Source organism: Paenibacillus physcomitrellae (assembly GCF_002240225.1).
GTDB classification, from domain to species: domain Bacteria; phylum Bacillota; class Bacilli; order Paenibacillales; family Paenibacillaceae; genus Fontibacillus; species Fontibacillus physcomitrellae.
In genome coordinates this window covers 1461165-1476618 of sequence record NZ_CP022584.1, presented here as the reverse complement: position 1 = coordinate 1476618, position 15454 = coordinate 1461165, and the positions used below count along the sequence as shown (strand labels likewise).

The 15454-nt window shown below is 50.6% G+C and carries 12 protein-coding genes; all 12 read left to right on the top strand.

The genetic code is table 11. From position 1 onward, the window contains the following. The first annotated feature begins 2 nt into the window (after positions 1 to 2). The 12 genes from CBE73_RS06795 (at position 3) to CBE73_RS06740 (ending at position 15447) form a co-directional block, all read left to right on the top strand. Positions 3 to 953, top strand: coding sequence for an ABC transporter permease (locus CBE73_RS06795; protein ID WP_094093586.1), 951 nt, complete (start codon positions 3 to 5; stop codon positions 951 to 953). Positions 954 to 964: 11 nt separating this feature from the next. Beyond that, positions 965 to 1960: an ABC transporter ATP-binding protein gene (locus tag CBE73_RS06790; RefSeq protein WP_094093585.1), complete on the top strand. Its 996-nt coding sequence runs from the start codon at positions 965 to 967 to the stop codon at positions 1958 to 1960. Beyond that, positions 1957 to 2892 carry an ABC transporter ATP-binding protein gene (locus CBE73_RS06785; protein WP_094093584.1) on the top strand — a complete coding sequence of 312 codons (936 nt, stop codon included), beginning with the start codon at positions 1957 to 1959 and terminating at the stop codon, positions 2890 to 2892. Before CBE73_RS06790 ends, CBE73_RS06785 begins: the two co-directional genes overlap by 4 nt. 147 nt (positions 2893 to 3039) lie before the next feature. Continuing rightward, positions 3040 to 4665, top strand: coding sequence for a bacillithiol biosynthesis cysteine-adding enzyme BshC (gene bshC / locus CBE73_RS06780; protein WP_094093583.1), 1626 nt, complete (start codon positions 3040 to 3042; stop codon positions 4663 to 4665). A 21-nt stretch (positions 4666 to 4686) separates the two neighbouring features. Next, the gene (locus CBE73_RS06775) at positions 4687 to 5952 is read left to right on the top strand and encodes an adenosylhomocysteinase (RefSeq protein WP_094093582.1); all 1266 of its coding nucleotides are present in this window, start codon (positions 4687 to 4689) and stop codon (positions 5950 to 5952) included. A 236-nt stretch (positions 5953 to 6188) separates the two neighbouring features. After that, a complete protein-coding gene (gene mraZ / locus CBE73_RS06770; RefSeq protein ID WP_068696449.1) occupies positions 6189 to 6626 on the top strand; it encodes a division/cell wall cluster transcriptional repressor MraZ in 438 nt (145 codons plus the stop codon). 61 nt (positions 6627 to 6687) lie between these two features. Next, entirely contained in the window at positions 6688 to 7647 is a 960-nt protein-coding gene (gene rsmH, locus CBE73_RS06765) for a 16S rRNA (cytosine(1402)-N(4))-methyltransferase RsmH (RefSeq protein ID WP_094093581.1), read from the top strand. Between the two features lie 52 nt (positions 7648 to 7699). Then, positions 7700 to 8128: a hypothetical protein gene (locus tag CBE73_RS06760; RefSeq protein WP_094093580.1), complete on the top strand. Its 429-nt coding sequence runs from the start codon at positions 7700 to 7702 to the stop codon at positions 8126 to 8128. Between the two features lie 21 nt (positions 8129 to 8149). Further along, on the top strand, positions 8150 to 10378 hold the full coding sequence (locus CBE73_RS06755) for a PASTA domain-containing penicillin-binding protein (RefSeq protein WP_094093579.1): 2229 nt from the start codon (positions 8150 to 8152) through the stop codon (positions 10376 to 10378). 130 nt (positions 10379 to 10508) lie between these two features. After that, positions 10509 to 12482, top strand: a complete 1974-nt coding sequence (locus CBE73_RS06750; RefSeq protein WP_094096176.1) for a stage V sporulation protein D — start codon at positions 10509 to 10511, stop codon at positions 12480 to 12482. A gap of 53 nt (positions 12483 to 12535) precedes the next feature. Beyond that, positions 12536 to 14026, top strand: a complete 1491-nt coding sequence (locus CBE73_RS06745; RefSeq protein WP_094093578.1) for a UDP-N-acetylmuramoyl-L-alanyl-D-glutamate--2,6-diaminopimelate ligase — start codon at positions 12536 to 12538, stop codon at positions 14024 to 14026. After that, a complete protein-coding gene (locus CBE73_RS06740) occupies positions 14026 to 15447 on the top strand; it encodes a UDP-N-acetylmuramoyl-tripeptide--D-alanyl-D-alanine ligase (RefSeq protein WP_308420914.1) in 1422 nt (473 codons plus the stop codon). The genes CBE73_RS06745 and CBE73_RS06740 overlap by 1 nt, the downstream gene beginning before the upstream one ends. Positions 15448 to 15454 lie beyond the last annotated feature (7 nt).

The following is a 15454-nucleotide window of genomic DNA, read 5'->3' as shown; positions in this document are numbered from 1 at the left end:
CGATGTCTTTAGATTCCAACTCAGCTGTTAAACAAAACGTGGCATTGACGCCCGATGATTTCCGTAAATTGGACACATCAGAGAAAAACGCTGAGATTATTCAGCGCGAGAGCGTTTCCGCCTGGAAAGACGCCTGGCGGCGGCTTATCGAAAACAAGGTAGCTATGGGGGCTTTGATTCTTCTGGCGTTAATTGTAATTATGGCCATCGTTGGTCCTTGGATTTCGAAATTTAACTATTATACAAATGATTTGCTGGCCACCAACCAGAAGCCTTCGGCTGAGCATTGGTTCGGCACGGATGATCTGGGACGGGACATGTTTGTCCGTACCTGGATGGGCGCCCGGATTTCCTTGATCGTTGGCCTTGTAGCGGCTCTGATTGACCTGCTGATCGGCGTTATTTACGGCGGTATCATGGGTTACTTCGGCGGACGTGTCGACGAAATCATGAACAAATTTTCCGAAATCCTATATGCGATTCCTTATCTTCTTGTAACGATTCTTCTCTTGGTTGTCTTTGAGCCAAGTTTGGGGACTATTATTTTAGCTTTGACGATTACAGGCTGGATCAATATGTCGTGGATTGTCCGCGGTGAAATTATGCAGCTCAAGAACCGTGAGTTCGTACTTGCTTCCCGTTCGATGGGTGCCGGCTCCGGACGTTTGTTGTTCCGCCACCTGCTGCCGAATGCGGTAGGTCCAATTATCGTTACTTTGACTTTGTCCGTACCGAATGCGATTTTTTCGGAAGCCTTCCTTAGCTTCTTGGGTCTGGGTGTACAAGCACCGGTTGCTTCCCTCGGTTCGATGGTCAACGACGCTTTGACAGGCTGGATGTATTATCCTTGGCGTATGCTGTTCCCGGCCATTCTGATCAGTGTAACGATGCTTGCATTTAACATTTTTGGCGACGGTCTTCGCGACGCGCTTGATCCTAAATTGAAAAAATAGGAGGTGAAACTATGGAACCGATTTTGCAGGTTAAAGATTTGCATGTTTCCTTCAAAGTAAGAGGCGGAGAAGTTCAGGCTGTCCGCGGCGTTAATTTTGAACTTGGCAAAGGTGAAACCATTGCCATCGTAGGTGAATCCGGTAGTGGTAAAAGTGTTACCGCGCAATCGATTATGCGTCTTATTCCTTCACCGCCTTCTTTTGTGAAGAATGGCGAAATTATTTTCCAGGGCGAGAACCTGCTAAATAAAACGAACAAACAAATGGAAGCTATTCGCGGTAAAGATATCGGAATGATCTTCCAGGATCCTATGACTTCCCTTAATCCTACTATTAAAGTAGGGCGCCAGATCACGGAAGGTTTGATCAAACACCAGAACCTGTCCGGTCAAGAGGCAAAGGATAGAGCCATTGAAATGCTTAAGATGGTTGGCATCAAAAACGCTGAAGCTCGTTATAACCAGTATCCGCACGAATTCTCCGGCGGCATGCGTCAACGGGTTATGATCGCGATTGCACTGGCCTGCCGGCCGGCGCTGCTCATCGCCGACGAACCAACGACCGCGCTCGACGTTACGATACAAGCTCAAATTTTGGATGTCATGAGAGACATGCAGGAAAAATTGGGTACGTCAATCATCTTGATTACGCATGACCTCGGCGTAGTAGCTGGCATGTGTGACCGCGTTATTGTTATGTATGCAGGTGAAGTGGTGGAGACAGGAACGAAATGGGAGATCTTCAAGAACCCTAGCCATCCTTATACGCAAGGTTTGCTTCGTTCCCTTCCGCGGGTTGACCAAAGCAAAGACGAGCCGCTGATCCCGATTCCGGGTACGCCGCCGGATTTGATTAAGCCACCTGTCGGCTGTCCGTTTGCGGCACGCTGTCCGCATGCCATGAAGGTTTGCGAACAAATTGATCCGGATCCGACTGAATTCAGCGAAACACATATGGCTCGCTGCTGGCTGCATCATCCAATGGCACAGGAGGTGAATCCGTCTTGAGTCAACCATTAATTGAAGTAGACGGTTTGAAGAAGTTTTTTAACGTTGGTCAAGGCAAAACCTTAAAGGCCGTTAACGATATCAGCTTTTCGATTCAAAAAGGCGAGACTCTGGGCCTTGTAGGTGAATCCGGCTGCGGTAAATCGACCGCTGGTCGTACGATTCTCCGCTTGTATGAGCCGACCGCGGGAAGCGTCCGTTTCGAAGGAACTGACATTTACAAGCTGTCCCCGGGTAAAATGAAAGCCATGCGCCGCGACATGCAGATGATTTTCCAGGACCCGTACGCCTCTTTGAACCCGCGTTTCACGGTTATGGATATTATCGGCGAAGCGCTTGATATTCATGGTCTTGCAGGCAGTCGTATGGAACGGAAGAAACGGGTTGAAGAACTGCTGGATCTGGTAGGTCTTAAATCCGATCATGCTTCCCGTTATCCGCACGAATTCTCCGGCGGTCAGCGTCAGCGGATCGGGATTGCCCGCGCGCTTGCGGTAAATCCGAAGTTCATCATTTGTGACGAACCGATTTCGGCGCTTGACGTATCCATTCAGGCTCAGGTCGTGAACCTGCTGACGGAACTGCAGAACAGACTCGGACTTACGTATTTGTTTGTTGCCCATGACTTGTCTATGGTTAAACACATCAGTGACCGTGTGGCGGTTATGTACCTGGGTAAAGTGGTAGAGCTTGCTCCAAGTGATGAGCTTTACTCCAACCCGCAGCATCCTTACACCAAAACGCTTTTGTCCGCCATCCCGGTTCCGGATCCGGAAGTGGAAGCGAACAAAAAACGGATTTTGCTGGAGGATGATGCATCCGGTCCAATTTCCGGCAAAAACGACTCCGGCTCCGGCGGTGCTTTCGATTTGGAAAACTCCGAGCTGGTTGAGGTATCCAAAGGCCACTTCGTGGCTATGCCTCGTAAATAAGAGCAATAAACCTGCAGGTTCGCCTGCGGGTTTATTTGTTTTTCGAAATTTTATGAAAATAATTGAATAGCTTTGACGGATACGGGCTGCTCCGGTACAATCAAGAAGAGTTTGCATGCAATAGGAAACAGGAGGACTGACTTAAAGATGAAGATTATGGATAAACCGCTATCTGCAAGGCAGCCTCTGGCGGCTGCGTTAACAGCGGATTTTTCGAGTGTCGCTCATTTGTATCAAAGCGATGCCTCGAAGCCGGCCAACTGGCAGGAAAGATTAGAATGGCTTGATCATAATGAGGACAATCGAATCAACCGTCAAAACGTTGTGAATGTTCTCCGCTCATATAATAAACTGCATAATTCCCATCCACAGGTTTGCGACTCGCTGGACCGGCTGGAGCAGAAGGGAACGGCAGTCATTGTAGGCGGTCAGCAATCAGGTTTATTTACGGGTCCGCTGCTGGTTATCTATAAAGCGGCTACGGTTATCCAGGCAGCAAGGAAAGCTGAAGCGGAACTTGGCCGGCCGGTAGTGCCTGTCTTTTGGATCGCCGGGGAAGATCATGACTGGGATGAAGCGAATCATACATATGTCCTGTCTACAGAATTGAAAGTAACCCGAATCCGTATGTATCGTGAGGACGATCTGCGCACGCCGGTCAGCTATACAACTGTTCAAGCTGGGGAATGGGACCGGGTGCTGGATGAATTAAACGAGCTGCTTCCGGATACGGAATTCAAACCTCAGCTGATGGCTGATTTGCGTGAATCGGTTTCGGAAACGTTATCCTTAAGTTTTGCCAAACTGCTTGGGAAGCTGTTTGGACAATATGGTCTTATCCTGCTGGATTCTGCCGATCATGAGCTGAGAAAGCTGGAGAAAGATATGTTTGCTTCTATTATCCGTGAAGGCGACGCCCTGACTGCTTCTTATATTGATGCTGCCCGCCAAATCCGGGAAATGGGGCTGGAAGAACAGGCTGAGGTGGCCGAAGATGGGGCTAATCTATTTTATCTCCAGGATCAGAAGCGTCTGCTGTTGTTCCGCAGTGGCGACCGGTACCAGGACCGGAGCGGGCGGGTTTCTTTTACCCGTGAGGAATTACTGGAACAGATTGAGCAGCACCCGGAACGTTTCAGTAATAACGTGTTAACACGGCCTTTAATGCAGGATACGCTGCTGCCTGTGCTGGGATTTGTGCTCGGCGACGGGGAAATTGCTTATTGGGCGCTGCTCAAGAAAGCTTTTGGCGTAATGAATCTGCAGATGCCGCTGCTGCTGCCGCGGATGTCCTTAACGGTAGTGGAGGGAACGCTGCAGAAATATATGGATCAATACGGGCTGACGTTTGAAGAGGTCAGAGATCATTTTCAGGATAGAAAGGCAGCTTGGCTCAATCAGCAGGACAATGTTCATGTCGATGAACGTTTTGACGAAGTGAAAGAAGCTTTCACCCGTTTATATGAACCGCTTATCGAACAGCTGGGGACTATTGAAAAAGGATTGATCCGGCTGGGAGGCGCCAATAAAGAGCGGATCCTGGCGCAGATGGATTTTCTGCAGGGCAAAGCCAAAGATGCGCTGGCTACGGCAAACGAAGCAACGCTCCGGCATTGGGACCGGATTTATTTATCTTTAATGCCGCAGGATAAATTGCAGGAACGTGTGTACAATATCTTCTATTATTTGAACCGTTACGGTACGGAATTTATGGATCAATTGATGGAAATCCCTTATGAAACAAACGCGTGTCACAAGCTGATTTTACTTTAATGGTTGAAGGAGACTGCATATATGGCAGCAAATGCACAAGAGAACAGCATTGTCGCTGATCTCGCTTTAGCTCCGCAGGGGCATCTCAAGATCGATTGGGTAGAAGCCCATATGCCGGTGCTGAACCGGATCCGCAAGCAATTCGAAGCTGAACAGCCTTTCAAAGGACTTAAGGTAACCATCTGTCTTCATCTGGAAGCGAAAACGGCTTATTTGGCCAAAGTAGTTCAGGCCGGAGGAGCGGAAGTAACGATTACCGGCAGCAATCCGCTGTCTACGCAGGATGATGTATGTGCGGCGCTTGTTGAAGACGGAGTTACGGTATTTGCCAAATACAATCCCGATCCTGCCGAATATAAGCAGCTGGTCCGCAAATCGCTGGAGTCGAAGCCGGATCTGATTATTGATGACGGAGGAGACCTCGTCACTCTGCTGCAGTCCGAATGCCCGGAGCTCGGGGAGAACATTCGCGGCGGCGCAGAAGAGACAACGACCGGCATTATCCGGTTGAAGGCGCTGGACAAGCAGAATCTGCTCAAATTCCCGATGGTGGCGGTAAATGATGCTTACTGCAAATACTTGTTCGATAACCGTTACGGCACGGGACAGTCGGCGTGGGACGGCATTATCCGCACCACCAACCTGGTTGTAGCCGGCAAAACAGTGGTTGTCGTTGGTTACGGCTGGTGCGGCAAAGGGGTAGCGATGCGCGCCAAAGGATTGGGCGCCAACGTCATCGTTACGGAAGTGGATGCGATCAAAGCGGTCGAGGCTCACATGGATGGCTTCCGCGTCATGCCGATGATGGAAGCTGCCAAGCTGGGTGATTTCTTCATCACCGTTACAGGCAACAAATACGTGATCAACGGAGAACATTACGATGTGATGAAGGACGGCGCCATTTTGTCCAATGCGGGTCACTTTGACGTCGAGTTCAGCAAACCGGATCTGGAAGCAAGAAGCGAATCGATTCGGACCGTTCGGAAAAATATCGAGGAATACCGTCTCAAGGACGGCCGCAAAATTTACGCGCTGGGCGAAGGCAGACTGGTCAATTTGGCGGCCGCGGACGGACATCCGGCGGAAATCATGGACACCACCTTTGCGCTGCAGGCGCTTGGCTTGAAATACGTGAATGATCATTACAAGGAAATGGGCAAAACGGTGATTAACGTTCCTTATGAAATCGATGAGCAGGTAGCCAGATACAAGCTGGAAAGCCTGAATATTGCGATTGATACCTTAAGCGACGAGCAACGAAAGTATTTGGAAAGCTGGCAGGCTTAAGCGGGGAGGGGGGCATTTCCCCCTGCCGTCTGCATGAAAAACAAGTGCGTGTAAGGTGAAGGAATCCTCTCCCTGCATAATCAGGGGGAGGATTTTTTTGTTATTTGTATGAAATTACCACAAACTTTTTTTAACGATTTAGCAGGAAAAACAAAAAGGGTGCAGAATAGTAATATTTCATGAGTGGTGGAAAGTGGGTTAAAGTGGGGCAAAGAGGTTAAGGAGTGGGTAGTCCGATGTTTATGGGGGAATTCCAGCATAGCATTGATGACAAAGGCCGGATTACGATCCCGGCTAAATTCCGCGACTCTTTAGGGACCACTTTTGTTGTCACCCGGGGTTTGGACCACTGCTTGTTTGTTTACCCCTTGTCGGAATGGGAAGTGCTCGAGACTAAGCTTAAGGCGCTTCCGCTGATGAAGTCCGATGCGCGGGCGTTTACCCGCTTTTTTTTCTCCGGGGCAACGGAATGCGAATGGGATAAACAGGGAAGGGTAAATTTACCGGCCAATTTAAGAGATTATGCGAAGCTGGAGAAGGAATGTGTCGTGCTTGGCGTATCCAACCGGGTAGAAATCTGGAACCGTGAAACCTGGAATCAGTATTTCGATCAGTCGGAGGATACCTTTAACGAAATTGCCGAGAAACTTGTCGATTTTAATTTTGATTTGTAAATACCGATAAACGTCTTTGTAGAGAGAAGTCGAATCGGATTGAATTTGGAGGTTTGCAGCTTTGTTCCATCACATCACAGTGCTTAAAGAAGAAGCGACAGAAGGGCTGCATATTAAGCCGGACGGCATTTATGTGGACTGTACGCTTGGAGGCGGCGGCCACAGTTCAGTTATTTTGTCCAAGCTGGGTCCTGAAGGAAGGCTTATTGCTTTTGATCAGGACGACTGGGCGCATGAGAATGCCAAAGAACGGCTTAAGGATTTTGCGGACAGATTGATTCTCGTCAAAAGTAATTTCCGCCATTTGGAGGAACAGCTTAAGAGGATTTCTGAAGTCCCGCAGGTCGATGGTGTACCGCAGGTGGACGGCATTTTATATGACCTCGGCGTATCTTCTCCCCAGTTTGATGAAGGGGAACGAGGTTTCAGCTATAATTCGGATGCCCCGCTGGATATGCGGATGGACCGTTCGACGGACCTGACGGCTCGAACGATTGTGAACGAGTGGCCGGAGAAAGAAATCGCGAGGGTATTGTTTCAATATGGGGAAGAAAAGTTCTCCAGACGGATTGCCAAGGTGATTGTCGAAAGCCGTCAGGAAACGCCGGTTGAAACAACCGGGCAGCTGGTAGAACTGATTAAAGCGGGGATTCCCGCAGCCGCCAGGCGAACAGGAGGGCATCCTGCCAAACGAAGTTTCCAGGCGCTCCGCATTGCTGTCAATGATGAGCTTGGTGCTTTTGAGGACGGTCTGCACCAGGCTGTGAACTGTTTGGCTCCCGGCGGAAGAGTTTCGGTGATCACGTTCCATTCTCTAGAGGACCGGCTGTGCAAGCAGATTTTTGCAGGATATGTGAGCAAATGTATCTGTCCGCCGGACCTGCCGATGTGTGCCTGCGGCGCAAGCGAGAACGGCAAGCTGAAATTGATTAACCGGAAGCCCATTATACCTTCCGAGGAAGAATTGGAACAAAACCCGCGTGCCCGTTCAGCTAAGCTGCGAGTCGCGGAGAAACTGTAAATGACCAGATATGCCAAGAGCATAAAACAACAAGTAGTGGAGGGTAATGAATATGGCTTATATGCGGGGCAACCTTGCAGTTCAAGAGAAAACAGCTGAAAGAGTACACGGAGCGCCCAAATATAGGGAAACTACAAAGGTTGTGACCCGCAAATCGCATCTTCCGATGCGGGAGAAGCTGCTTTATTTGATTACCATTGCCTGTGTAGTCGGGATTGCAGGTCTCCTGATCTGGAGAAATGCTTATCTTTATGAATTGAAAATGCAGGTGCATACTGCGGAGAACAACATCAAGACCTTTAACACCCAAATCACCGAATCCGAGGTGCAGAAGCAGAAATTGCTGGATCAAGTGCCGCAAAGAGCACAGGATGAGCTTGGTTTTGTGGTTCCTGACACAGATGGAATCAGAATCAATGGAGAGAATGGAACCGTTACGGATGACACGTCGGAGGATCTGCCTGCTACGGCTAAGAAATAAGTTGCAAGGAAGGTTGAGCGCATGACCAGAAGAATAAAAATGCGGACGCTGCTTATAGGGGGACTAACCACCCTCTTTTTTATTGTCTTAATAACACGCGTGTTCTGGATTCAGGTGGTTAACGCCGGATTCTGGCAGGATTATGCAGAGCAGCAGTGGTCCAAGAAGGAAGTCATCAAAGCGACCCGCGGAACGATTACGGACCGGAACGGCGATACGCTTGCCGTTGATATCCCGGCCTATACCGTTGCTGTTAATCCGCGCATCATCGACAAATATAACATTCAGTCTGACGTAGTAGAAGGCCTTCATTCGATTTTGAACAAACCGGAGTATGAGCTGCTGGCGCTTGTCAGTGCGAAGGACAAGGATGGCAATTTGTACGCCCAGCGTGAAGTGCGTCTTGAAGGTTGGAAGGTCGATCTGGAAGTGAAGAACAAGGTCGAGGATTTGCAGAAGAAGATCAAGGAAGAGCATCATATCAGCGATTCCGGCATCTCTTTTGTCAACGAAACGAAACGTTATTATCCGCAGCAAACCCTTGCTTCCCACATCCTCGGTTATATGAATCGGGAAGGCGCGCCGGTGAGCGGGCTGGAAGCTTATTATAATAAGCAGCTTGAAGGACAAGACGGAGAGCTGCAGTATGAGGCGGACCCGAAAGGCATCGAGGTGCCTAAGGCGGACAAGATGTATACGCCGGTCAAGAACGGCGACAATATTCAATTAACGATCGACAGCACTATTCAATATTATATCGAAACAGCTATGAAGAAAGCCTATGATGACCTGAAACCGATCAGTATGACGGTCATTGCGGCCGATCCGAATACGATGGATATTTTAGGGATGGCCAATATGCCGACCTTTAACCCGAACACCTATTGGGAGGATTATAATCCGGAGAATTTTACCAACCATGCTTTGACTTCGGTTTATGAGCCGGGTTCGACGTTCAAGATCGTGACATTGGCCGGAGCCGTGCAGGAGGGTTTGTTTAATCCTAACGAAACCTACCAATCCGGCAGCATTCGGGTTCCGGGACGTACGATTCACGACATCAACCGGTCCGGCTGGGGCACCATCAGCTTCCTGGAAGGCGTCAAACGCTCGAGTAACGTAGCTTTCGTCAAGCTGGGGTATGAGAAGCTTGGGCCTGAGAAGCTGAAGGATTATATTGAGAAATTCGGCTTCGGCCAAAAGACAGGAATTGAACTTCCCGGTGAGCTGAAAGGTACCGTAAACATGCAGTATCCGGCAGACTATGCAGCCGCCTCTTATGGACACGGACAACTGCTCGTTACACCGATTCAGCAGGTTGCCGCGGTATCCGCGGTTGCCAATGGAGGAAAGCTGCTTGAGCCTCATATCATCAAGTCGATCACAGATCCGAATACGGGAAAAACGACTGAAACCAAACCGAAAGTGGTCAGACAGGTTATTTCCCCGGAAAATGCCAAAAAGGTAGGCAGTTATTTGGAGCAGGTCGTAGCGGACCAGAAGATCGGTACCGGCCGTCATGCCTATATAGACGGTTATCGGGTAGCGGGCAAAACCGGTACAGCCGTCAAGGTTGTAAACGGAGAATATGATTACTCCAAATCGATCGTATCCTTTATTGGTTATGCGCCGGTGAATGATCCGAAAATCCTGATGCTGGTGGTCATTGACCAGCCGCAGAACTCGGAGCTGGGCGGCAGTACGGCCGCCGCGCCGATCTTTAAAGATATTGTCAGCAAAGCCCTGCCTTATATGGGGGTACCTAAAGCGAATGTGACGACCGAAAAAGCAAATGCCAAAACCACGTCCTCTGATCCGACTCCGGCTTTGACAGGAAAAGCGTTGAAGGACGCTACGAACCAGCTGATCAAAAGCGGAATCGCTTATGAGACGCTTGGCAAAGGCAGTAAGGTCATCTCTCAATTCCCGAAAGAAGGGACGCCAATGGAGGCGGGGCAGGTCATCTATCTGCTGACAGAGGAGAGCAAGACTATGGCCGTCCCGGATCTAACCGGTGAATCGCTCAGGGATGCGGTAGAGGTGCTGTCGCTGATGGGCATCTCGGTGACGGCCGAAGGAGAAGGGTATGTAACGAGTCAAACTGTAACCTCTAACAAGGACGGATCCAGAAAGGCGCATCTCAAGCTGGCTCCGCCAACGACGATGGAATCCGCCTCTTCGGACGATAATTCCGATCCGGACGGCGGTATAACAACGGAAACCATTAAGGACAGTGAGCCACCAGGCTAGCTTGTTCTAACCCCTCGAAGCTCTGAATAAGCATGGTACTACATGACAGCTGACAAGCCGCAATGTGCGGCGTGTTCCCCAAAGCTGTCTTTAGCACCCGGCGTTCAGGGAAGAAAGGGGAAACGCAATGATGAAGATTTCCGGATTAACCATCCGCAAACGGTTGCTGTGGCTGTTGTTGATTTTATGCGTGCTGTTTGCCGCACTGATCGTCAGGCTGGCTTATGTCCAGCTGGTCAAAGGGGAAGAGCTGTCGGCGAAAGCCGAAGATAACTGGCGCAGAAATATCGCCTTCGCGCCCAAACGCGGAGAGATTACGGATCGCAACGGCACCGCCCTTGCTTACAACGTAACCACTCCGACCATTTTGGCGATTCCGGTCCAAATTAAAGACAAGCCGGGAACGGCCCGCAAGCTGGCTCCTCTTTTGGATATGACGGAAGATCAGGTGCTCAAGCTGATTTCCAAAAAGGAATCTTCCGTGTACCTAAAGCCCGGCGGGCGCAAAATTACGATGGAGAAGGCGCAGCAAATTCGTGATTTGGCGCTGCCGGGCATTGTTGTTGCCGAAGACAACAAAAGGTATTATCCTTATGGTGGACTTGCGGCCCATATCCTCGGGTTTACGGGGATTGACAATCAGGGCTTAACAGGCGTGGAGAAAAAATATGATTCTCAGCTCAGCGGGATTCCCGGCAGTATTTCTTTTCTATCGGATGCGGCAGGCAGGCTGATGCCAGGCTCGGATGAGAAGTATTCTGAGCCCAAGGACGGTCTTACGCTGCAGCTCACGATCGATAAATCGATCCAGAGCATCATGGAACGTGAGCTTGATAAAGCCATGACGGACTTAAACGCAGACGGGGCCTGGTCTATCGCGATGAATCCGAAGAATGGTGAAATTCTCGCTATGGCTTCTCGTCCGGGATATGAACCCGGCTCGTATCAAGACTATTCTTCAGAGGTCTACAACCGGAACCTTCCGATTTGGATGACCTATGAGCCCGGTTCAACCTTTAAGATTATTACGCTCGCAGCTGCTTTAGAGGAGAAGAAGGTCGATTTGCTGAATGACCGTTTCTTTGATCCGGGATATGTCAAGGTAGGAGGAGCCACGCTTCGCTGCTGGAAAAAAGGCGGCCACGGCAGCCAAACCTTCCTGCAGGTCGTTGAGAACTCCTGCAACCCGGGATTTGTTGCGCTGGGACAGAAACTTGGCAAAGACACACTTTTCAAGTATATTAAGAACTTCGGATTCGGCAGCAAAACCGGTATTGATCTTGGCGGTGAAGAAAACGGCATTTTGTTCAAGCCTTCCCAGGTCGGTCCGGTCGAGCTGGCCACAACGGCATTTGGCCAAGGTGTCTCCGTAACGCCGATCCAGCAGGTAGCAGCTGTATCGGCTGCCATTAATGGCGGCAATTTGTATAAGCCGCATGTTGCGAAGGCCTGGATTAATCCGGATTCCGGCCAAACGGTGCAGGATGTGCAGCCTGAGCTGGTGCGTAAGGTTATTTCCGAAGGAACTTCCGCCCAGATCCGATCCGCGCTGGAAAGCGTCGTGGCTAACGGTACTGGCGGCAACGCCTTTATTGACGGATACCGGGTCGGCGGCAAAACAGGGACGGCGCAGAAGGTCGTGAACGGACGTTACTCGGCTAACGAGCACATCGTGTCGTTTATCGGTTTCGCGCCGGCGGACGACCCGCAGATCATTGTTTATACCGCGGTAGATAACCCGCAAGGCATTCAGTTCGGGGGCGTAGTAGCTGCTCCGATCGTCAAGAACATTTTGAAGAGCTCACTGGAATATATGGGCGTTAAGCCGAGAGCTGATCAGCTCAACAAGAAATACAAATACGGAGAAACCCCGACCGTTACGGTGCCGGACCTGGTCGGTCAGTCAGTTGATGATATTTACGAGGATATGAATTCGAACTTTATGCTGACGAGATCGGGCTCCGGCAACTACGTGATCAGTCAGGCTCCCAAGGCAGGGGCGCGCGTGCAGAAGGGTTCAACGATCCGGATTTATATGGGCAGCGAGAAAGAAGCCGACTCTGCGGTAGAAGAACAGGAACAGAAAGACAAGAACGGCAGTTAAACCACGTAAAGATGACTATACTACTAGTGAAATGGAACATGGAGGGGTATACAATGCAGCTAAAAGATCTTGCGGCCTGTCTGGCCGGTTCGGTAATTATCGGTGACGGGAGCTCCTCCTGCCAAAATATTCAGATCGATTCCCGGAAAGTGGTTTCCGGGGATCTGTTTATCTGTTTGCCGGGACACACCGTGGATGGACATGATTTTGCCGCCCAGGCCGAAGCGAAAGGAGCTTCGGCACTTGTTGTTGAACGGCATTTGCCGGGCAGCCGGCTGCCGCAGCTGCTGGTGAAGGACTCACGCCTTGCCATGGCGGTTCTGGCCAATGTGTATTTTCATTTTCCAAGCCGGAAATTAAAGGTCATTGGCATCACCGGCACAAACGGTAAGACTACCACTACCTATCTCATTGAGAGTATTCTGGAGCATGCCGGCAAGAAGACGGGGCTGATCGGCACGATTCAGCGCAAGGTGAACGGCACGGCTTACCCCATGTCCGGAACGACGCCGGAGGCTCTTGTTCTGCAAAGCTATTTACATGAGATGGCTGAAAGCAAAACGGACTATTGCGTCATGGAGGTTTCCTCCCATGCGCTGGAGCAGGGCCGCGTGAAGGGCACCGAATTCCGTGCGGCGATCTTCACCAATTTGACTCAGGACCATTTGGATTATCACAAGACGATGGAAGAATACAGGGCGGCCAAAGGGTTGTTTTTCTCCCGCCTCGGCAATGGTTATGCCGAGCAGGAGGCAGACCGCAAATACGCCGTATTAAATGTGGATGACGAAGCGTCCGCTTATTTTGCCAAACAGACAGCTGCAGAAGTTCTTACATACGGAGTCGACCGGAAAGCGGATGTACAGGCTTCCCAAATCAAGGTGACGGCGCGGGGCACGGAGTTCCATGTCGATACATTTGCTGGAGCAGCGGACATTACGCTCCAAATGGTAGGGAAATTCAATGTTTATAATGCACTGGCCGCTATTACGGCAGCCTTGCTTGAAGGAATACCGCTGGAGCTGATTAAGGAAAGCCTGGAAGCGGTCAAAGGCGTGGACGGCAGGGTCGAAGCTGTGGTGGAAGGCCAGCCGTATGCGGTCATTGTTGATTATGCGCATACGCCGGATGGACTGGAGAATGTATTAAAGACAGTCAAAGAGTTTGCAGAAGGAAAGATTATTACCGTATTCGGCTGCGGAGGAGACCGCGACAAGACGAAACGCCCGCTTATGGGCGGAATCGCCGCGAAATACAGCGACTATGTGGTCGTAACCTCCGATAATCCGCGGACCGAGAATCCGCACCAGATTATGCTGGACATTGAAGCGGGGCTTAAAGATCCTCAAACGGCCGGGGCACCATACGAACTGATTGAGGACCGGCGTGAAGCCATTCACAAAGTTATTGAAATGGCAAGCCCCGGAGATGTAGTATTGATTGCGGGAAAAGGCCATGAAACCTACCAGTTAATCGGCGGTCAGGTTCATGATTTTGACGATCGTATCGTTGCCAAAGAAGCTATAAGGGGTTTGACAAAGTGATAACAAGAACTTTACAAGAAATTGCCGCGATGTGCGGTGGACAATTAAAAATGCCGGCCGGCCGGGATGCGGAAGCAGATGCTCTCCTTCAGGGCGTTACGACAGATTCTCGTAAGCTGACAGACAACGTTTTGTTCGTTCCTTTGGTCGGGGAGAACTTTGACGGCCATGATTTTGCAGCCGAGTGCCTTCGTCAGGGAGCGGGAGCCGTGCTCTGGTCCCGCAGCCAAGACGATTATCCGGCTGAAGGTCCGGTAATCCTGGTGGAGGACACGTTATTGGCCCTCCAGCAGCTTGCTAAAGCTTATCTGGAGCAAAGCGGGGCCCGTGTCATTGGCATTACGGGCAGCAACGGCAAAACGACAACCAAAGATATTGTAACGTCCCTTCTGTCTACCACCTATAAGGTGCATAAAACACAGGGCAATTATAATAATCATATCGGCTTGCCGATCACAATCCTCTCCATGCCGGAGGATACGGAAATGGCCGTGCTGGAGATGGGCATGAGCGCCCGCCGTGAAATCGAGCTGCTCTCTTCTATTGCGCATCCGGAAACGGCGATCGTGACTAATATCGGCGAGTCCCACCTGGAGCATTTGGGATCCCGAGAAGAGATCGCCCGAGCGAAGCTGGAAATTCTGGCGGGGATGAAGCCGAACGGCTTGTTTGTTTACAACGGAGATGAGCCGCTGATTCCTCAGGTTCTGGGCGAACGGGAAACCGTAAAGCCTGAAGGGCTTCAGACCTTGACCTTCGGGTTAGGCGAGAACAATGATCTTTATCCGACCGGCATGATGTTCCAGGAGGCCGGAACAACCTTTACAGCCAGCCGTTATTATCCGCAAACCGCCTATACGCTGCCGCTGCTGGGCAAACATAATGTGGCCAACGCGCTGGCAGCAATGGCCGTAGCAGCCCATTATAAGGTGAACGCCGAGAATATCCGTCAAGGGCTCGAACAGACGAAATTGACCGGTATGCGAATCGAACTCCTAAAGGGGACGAGCGGCGTTACGATTCTAAATGATGCTTATAACGCCAGTCCAACCTCGATGCGGGCGGCTTTGGAAGTATTGGCCTCCATGAACGGGTATAGCCGCAGAATCGTTGTTCTGGGCGATATGCTGGAACTGGGCGCGGATGCGGAGCACATGCACCGGGAGGTAGGTTTGTTTATTACACCGGATAAAGCGGACCTGATATTTACTTACGGAGCGTTAGGTGCATTTATTGCAGAGGGAGCTGCCGAGCAGCTGCCGGCAGGGACGGTGCAGGCTTTCAGCGACAAGTCGAAGCTGATTGAGGCGCTTGAGGCCATAATCCAGCCGGATGACGTGGTGCTTGTCAAAGCTTCAAGAGGCAACCGGCTGGAAGAAGTGGCGCAGGCCATTCAACATTTTACAAGAAATCAATCATAGCGAAAGG

Excerpts from the sequence above, each read along its gene's own strand:
- CBE73_RS06795 (WP_094093586.1), top strand. The coding sequence starts at position 3 with ATGTCTTTAGATTCCAACTCAGCTGTTAAACAAAACGTGGCATTGACG.
- CBE73_RS06790 (WP_094093585.1), top strand. The coding sequence starts at position 965 with ATGGAACCGATTTTGCAGGTTAAAGATTTGCATGTTTCCTTCAAAGTA.
- bshC (WP_094093583.1), top strand. The coding sequence starts at position 3,040 with ATGAAGATTATGGATAAACCGCTATCTGCAAGGCAGCCTCTGGCGGCT.
- CBE73_RS06775 (WP_094093582.1), top strand. The coding sequence starts at position 4,687 with ATGGCAGCAAATGCACAAGAGAACAGCATTGTCGCTGATCTCGCTTTA.
- mraZ (WP_068696449.1), top strand. The coding sequence starts at position 6,189 with ATGTTTATGGGGGAATTCCAGCATAGCATTGATGACAAAGGCCGGATT.
- CBE73_RS06760 (WP_094093580.1), top strand. The coding sequence starts at position 7,700 with ATGGCTTATATGCGGGGCAACCTTGCAGTTCAAGAGAAAACAGCTGAA.
- CBE73_RS06755 (WP_094093579.1), top strand. The coding sequence starts at position 8,150 with ATGACCAGAAGAATAAAAATGCGGACGCTGCTTATAGGGGGACTAACC.
- CBE73_RS06750 (WP_094096176.1), top strand. The coding sequence starts at position 10,509 with ATGAAGATTTCCGGATTAACCATCCGCAAACGGTTGCTGTGGCTGTTG.
- CBE73_RS06745 (WP_094093578.1), top strand. The coding sequence starts at position 12,536 with ATGCAGCTAAAAGATCTTGCGGCCTGTCTGGCCGGTTCGGTAATTATC.